Below are 5,375 nucleotides of genomic sequence, written 5' to 3'. Positions count from 1 at the left end.
CGCCGCAGGGGCGCCGCGGCGTGTGGTTGACGCCCCCGGGGGCGCCTCTCAGTCTTTTTTTGCGAACAACACCGGTCTCGGCAGTCCCGCCGTGGGGGGGACCGGCCGTTCGAGCGTAGATGCGGCGGTCGGACCGGGGCTTCCCTCGGAGGCCCGCTCAGGGTCGCTTTCCGGATGGGGACGGCCGTCGAGTGAGCCGAGTTCCATCAGCACGCACCGTGACACCGCCGCCTCGCCGGCACGGTGACATGGATGCCCGGGCGCGTTTGACGCAGCGCGGGGTCACGGCCCGAGTGCACATGAGTCGATGCTCCGCTCGACTTCGTTGCGTCGCTTCCGCACCTCTGCGCCGCTGCGGCGGCCCGCCCTCAGGATCTGCCCCTCGGAAAGGACGGCCACTGGTCGGCCCAAGTCTCCGCTGATCAGGCCCGCCACCCGCACCGACCCGACCAGCGGGCGGTGACCGGGCGTCCGAGTGGCCAGGAAGGCCGACCGGGGTCCGAATCCCTGGCTGGTGCGGGACCAGTGATGTTCAGGCGGGGCCCGATCCGGGGCGGAGTCGACTTTTGTCATTGACTAAACGCACCCTCTTTACTCGTGCACAAGGTAAATGCTACGGTGGATGGCATCTCCGACCGCCAGAGTCGGCGCGACGCTGTCTGGCTCGATCGGCCTGGCGCAGTGATCAACAGAGATCACTCGGCGCAGACGCCCCAGAAGCGCCCTCCGTGAGAGACCAGCTCTGCACACCTCCGCGAATCACGCGGAGGCCATCCCCACAGGAGCGACGGTATGTCCGATACCCATGCACACCTCTCGACGTTTGCCCGCAATCGGCGGGCGGAGCTCGTGGCGGTCTTCGCTGCTCTTTGCGTGACCCTGACGCTGTTCCTGATCGGCATCGGCACCGCGAGGGCCGAGAGCGAAGCACATCGCATGGCCCAGGGCAGGAGCTACGTCACGTCATCGGTGCTGCCGTGCGTGGGCGCAAGCCGCGACTCGACCGCCAAGGGTTCGGTCAAGGGGTGGCCGCAGGGCATGTGTGCCAGTCCGGGACAGTCGTAGGCTCCGGGAGTGAAGGGGGCCCTCGGCCCGGCCCGAAGGTCCCTTCGGCCCGCCCTGGCCGGAATCGACTCTCCCGGACGCGCCTTCTCCCTCCCGGACGTGCCTTCTACAGAGCCAACAAGGCCTGTTCGACCACCTCCGTCAACGCCGGGTGGATGTACAGCACGCCGCTCGCAACCTGGTCCACCGTCGACCCCAGGGCCATTGCCTGGATCAGCGGCTGGATGAGCGTCGCGGCTTGGGGGCCGATGATATGGGCGCCGAGGATCGTGCGATCGGCCGGACTCGCCAGAATCTTGGCGAAGCTGGTGGTGTCCTCCAGGGCCCAACCGTATGCCGTTGCGGCGTAATTACGAACGTTCACCAGATAGTCCATCTCGCGGCGACGTGCCTCCTGCTCGGTGAGACCGACGCTCGCGATCTGCGGGTTGGTGAACACCGCATGCGGAGTCACCCTGTTGGTGAGCGTGCGCACGTCCTCGGGGTGAAGGATGTTGTGCCGCACCAGACGTGACTCGGCGTTGGCCATGTGCTTGAGCTGGAAGTGGTTCACCGCATCGCCGAGCGCCCAGACTCCCGGGACGGACGTACGGTAGGCGCTGTCGGTCACGATGTGTCCGTGCTCGTCGAGTTCGAGGCCGCCGGCTGCAGCGTCCAGCCGGTCGGTATTGGGCCTGCGGCCGACGCAGACCAGCAGCGAGGCGGCCTCGATGACATGCGTGCCATCGGGACATGCCACGGTGACGGACACTCCGTCTCCATGCGGTTCGACGGAGGTGACCGTGGCATTGAGCAGGACTCGATTGCGTTGTGCCGCCAGTTCGGTGAAGCGCGCCGATACCTGCTCGTCCTCCGCCGTCAGCAGACGCGGGCCGCGCTGCAGGATCGTGACACACGTGCCGAAGGCGCTGAATACGTGACTGAATTCTGCCGCGATGAAGCCGCCCCCGATCACGACCATGGAGGCGGGAAGCTCATCGATCCGCATGATGGTGTCCGAGGTGTGGTAATTCACGGAATCGAGTCCAGGAGTGCCGGGCACGACAGGTCGTGACCCTACTGCGACCACGAACGTGTCGGCGGTTATCTGCTCGCCTTTGACCTCCAGCACCTTCGGGGCGACGAAGTGACCCTCGTCGATGTACACGTCAACTCCCTTTTCGCGGCGGTAGTTGACGGCGCTGTCGTGCAACGGATCGATGTGGTTGAAAATCCGGTCACGGACGGCCTTCCACTCGACGGGGTCGACATGTGCGTGGACCCCAAGGCGTGCTGCCGACCGGGCATCCTCTACCGCGTCAGCGGTGATGACGAACATCTTGCTTGGGATACAGCCTCGATTGAGACAGGTACCGCCGAAGCGGTCCGGCTCCACGATGGCAGTGCGAAGGTGATCGAACTCTTCGTCGAGCAGCATGTTGCCGCTGCCTGTCCCCAGGATTACGAGATCGTAGTGCCGCATGCCCGTCCACCTTCCGTCGACGAGATATGGCCGGGCGGCGCATGGCCACGAGCGCGTTGTCACCCTGGTCTCAATTCTGTCCGGCGCGTCCAATTTCCACAAACAGCGGATCTATCTATAAGCGTGGACCTGCATCCCGATTGGACCTGTGCATCCACTTATTGTTTTACATTGTTCAGCATTCGGCTCGTGCCGGCTTTTGCGTCGGCGGCCCCGACCTTGAACTCCTGAACGTCGCTTTCATTGGCATAACTTTCCACCGGACGAAGCAGTACGCTCGAGCGGCGGGAGCCGTCAGGGGAGATTGTGTTTGCCCTCCTTGCTTCTCTTCCAGGCAGCGCCGCGCCGCGCCGAACAGCGCCGGACATGCGCTCCTGATCCCGCAGCGCCGTCGTCACCCGGGAAGGGCGACGCACTGCAGAAGCCACCGCCCCTCACCCCCGCCTTACCGTCCCCTGGCACACTGTGCAGCCCTGGACCACTGAAGGAGAGTCCCGCATGTCGATGGTCGGCAACCTGCGCAAGGTCACCAGCCTGACCCGGCGCAACCGCCGCCGCGTGGACCTCAGCCACCCGGCCCGCTCACCGCTCGGCACCTCCGTCGTCAACTGCGTCCTCTACCGCGACGGCATCCGGCAGCCCGGCACGGAGACGGTCGAAGAAGCCGTGCGGCAGGTACGCAAGCACGGTCACGACTTCGTGTGGTTGGGCCTGCACGAGCCCACCGAGGCGGAATTCGCGCGGGTTGCCGGGCTGTTCGACCTGCACCCGCTCGCCGTCGAGGACGCCGTGCAGGCCCACCAGCGGCCCAAGCTGGAGCAGTACGGCGACGTGCTGTTCGCCGTCTTCAAGACGGTGACCTACGTCGAGCACGAGCAGCTGACCGCCACCAGCGAGGTGGTCAACACCGGCGAGATCATGGTCTTCACGGGCCCCGACTTCGTCGTCACCGTCCGCCACGGCCGCCACGGTTCGCTCGGCCCGCTGCGCGAGGACCTGGAGGCCGAGCCCGAGCAGCTGGCCAAGGGCCCCTCGGCTGTGCTGCATGCCATCGCCGACCACGTCGTCGACGACTACGTCACCGTCGCCGACGCCGTCCAGGAGGACATCGACGAGGTCGAGACCGAGGTCTTCTCACCCAAGGCCGGTCAGACCGCGGACGCCGGCCGTATCTACCAGCTCAAGCGTGAACTCCTGGAACTGAAGCGGGCCGTGGTCCCCCTTGCCCGCCCCCTGGAGACGCTCTCGGCCGCGCCGCTGCGTTCCGTCGACCCGGGCATACGGGCCTACTTCCGGGATGTGGCCGACCACCAGGCCCGGGTCACCGACCAGATCACCGGCTTCGACGCCCTGATCGACTCCATCCTCCAGGCCCACCTCGCCCAGGTCGCCGTCTCACAGAACGACGACGCCCGTAAGATCACCGCCTGGGCCGCGATCATCGCCGTACCCACCATGGTCACGGGCATGTACGGCATGAACTTCGACCACATGCCCGAACTGCGCTGGCGTTTCGGGTATCCGATGGCGATCGGGGTCATCGCGGTCGCCTGTTCCTTCCTCTACCGCGGGTTCAAGCGCAACGGCTGGCTGTGAAGTCAATTCACCTCAGAGGGTGCAGACGCGAGAATCGCCCCATGACCACCGACTTCACCGTGCGCCCGGCCCGACCCGCCGATGCGCGGCCCTTGGCCGAACTCCTCTCTACCGGCGCTCGGGCTTCCAGCCTCCAGAGGAACTGCTGGAACTCCCACTCGACACCTGAAGAGATCCACTTCCGATACACGCCCTAGCCGAGGCGGCCGGCCAACTCTCCGGTCTCGGCTTCTTTCGCGGCGAGTTGCAGGGTGCCGCGGTGGGAGACTTCGCCCTTGCAGAACTTCTCTCCCTATGGGACGTCCTCGATGGCGGTGTCGAGGGGGACCCCCGTCGGTCCTCCCAACTCGCAAACCGTGGTCGGGAACTGTGCGGTGCCGGGGGTGCTGACCACTCGCATGGGCATCGAACGCTTCTGCCCACCCATGGTGAGGACCACAGAGGGACACGTCAGGCTGGTATCGGTGGACACGTAGCGGATCCGGGTGCCTTGGCTGGTCAGCTGGGTCCACGTCCACGCCTCACCGGTGAGCCCTGCCCCGGGCGGAGCGGTCGGCCCGGGGGCCGTGGCCCCGCGCCGGCGGGTGTGGGTCCGGCGAGAGCCTCGCCCGCCGGGACCGCCGTGGCCAGCATGCCCACCGCGGCGAGGGCCACAATCCGATGCTTCATCTTCTCCACGTTCCTCCATTCGAATGACCGACTACCGACGCGTCACGTCGTCGGTGATCACCCTGGAATCGTCACCATCGGTGTCACCCTGTGCACTGCCATGCAGGCGAACGGCCTAACTGACCCCAACAGAAGTCGTTGATCATGTGACCGCCGGCTGTCCGCTCGTTGGTCCCGCGGTGGGAAAGCGCCGGTCGCGGCCGTGGAGCGGGTCGGATGAACTGTGGCCGCTCATCCAGCCGTTGGTGCCGCACCGGCAGGCCCCGTGCGGGATCCTGCTCGTGCTGTACACCGGGATCCTGTGGGAGTACCTGCTCCAGGAACTGGGCTCCGGCTCGGGCATGACCCGTTGGCGGCACCTGGGCGCGTGGAACGTGGCCGACGTGTGGGACCAACTGCATGCACTGCTGCTGGAGTAACTGCGCTCGAAGAACGAGCTGGCCAGGTCCCGGACGGTGGGCGAACCGTCCCATGTGAAGTCCGCGCGGCGGGGCCCAAATACTGTCCCGGCCCGGTCGGCCATGCGGCGCGGCACCGAACACCGGCAGGAGGCCGGACTTCGCGCACGAGTGGTGGAAGGAGG

The 5,375-nt window shown here is 66.5% G+C and carries 5 protein-coding genes; 3 read left to right on the top strand and 2 right to left on the bottom strand.

What is annotated here, in order from left to right:
- Positions 1 to 792: 792 nt before the first annotated feature.
- Positions 793 to 1,065 carry a hypothetical protein gene (locus ACFW2E_RS02980; RefSeq protein WP_384460418.1) on the top strand — a complete coding sequence of 91 codons (273 nt, stop codon included), beginning with the start codon at positions 793 to 795 and terminating at the stop codon, positions 1,063 to 1,065.
- Positions 1,066 to 1,171: 106 nt separating this feature from the next.
- On the opposite strand, the gene ACFW2E_RS02975 is transcribed toward ACFW2E_RS02980, so the two are convergent.
- Both ACFW2E_RS02975 and ACFW2E_RS02970 read right to left on the bottom strand, forming a co-directional pair.
- A complete protein-coding gene (locus ACFW2E_RS02975; protein WP_384460415.1) occupies positions 1,172 to 2,527 on the bottom strand; it encodes a mycothione reductase in 1,356 nt (451 codons plus the stop codon).
- Between the two features lie 158 nt (positions 2,528 to 2,685).
- Positions 2,686 to 2,925 (bottom strand): hypothetical protein, encoded by a 240-nt coding sequence (locus ACFW2E_RS02970; RefSeq protein ID WP_384460412.1) that lies wholly within the window; start codon positions 2,923 to 2,925, stop codon positions 2,686 to 2,688.
- 100 nt (positions 2,926 to 3,025) lie between these two features.
- Between ACFW2E_RS02970 and ACFW2E_RS02965 the strand changes: the two genes are divergently transcribed.
- Positions 3,026 to 4,123: a magnesium and cobalt transport protein CorA gene (locus tag ACFW2E_RS02965; protein ID WP_384460409.1), complete on the top strand. Its 1,098-nt coding sequence runs from the start codon at positions 3,026 to 3,028 to the stop codon at positions 4,121 to 4,123.
- 914 nt (positions 4,124 to 5,037) lie between these two features.
- Positions 5,038 to 5,211: a transposase gene (locus ACFW2E_RS02960; protein ID WP_384460406.1), complete on the top strand. Its 174-nt coding sequence runs from the start codon at positions 5,038 to 5,040 to the stop codon at positions 5,209 to 5,211.
- Positions 5,212 to 5,375 lie beyond the last annotated feature (164 nt).

Source organism: Streptomyces sp. NPDC058964, from assembly GCF_042741275.1.
Classification (GTDB): Bacteria; Actinomycetota; Actinomycetes; order Streptomycetales; family Streptomycetaceae; genus Streptomyces.
This window is presented reverse-complemented; position numbering and strand designations above follow the sequence as displayed.

Excerpts from the sequence above, each read along its gene's own strand:
- ACFW2E_RS02980 (WP_384460418.1), top strand. The coding sequence starts at position 793 with ATGTCCGATACCCATGCACACCTCTCGACGTTTGCCCGCAATCGGCGG.
- ACFW2E_RS02975 (WP_384460415.1), bottom strand. The coding sequence starts at position 2,527 with ATGCGGCACTACGATCTCGTAATCCTGGGGACAGGCAGCGGCAACATG.
- ACFW2E_RS02965 (WP_384460409.1), top strand. The coding sequence starts at position 3,026 with ATGTCGATGGTCGGCAACCTGCGCAAGGTCACCAGCCTGACCCGGCGC.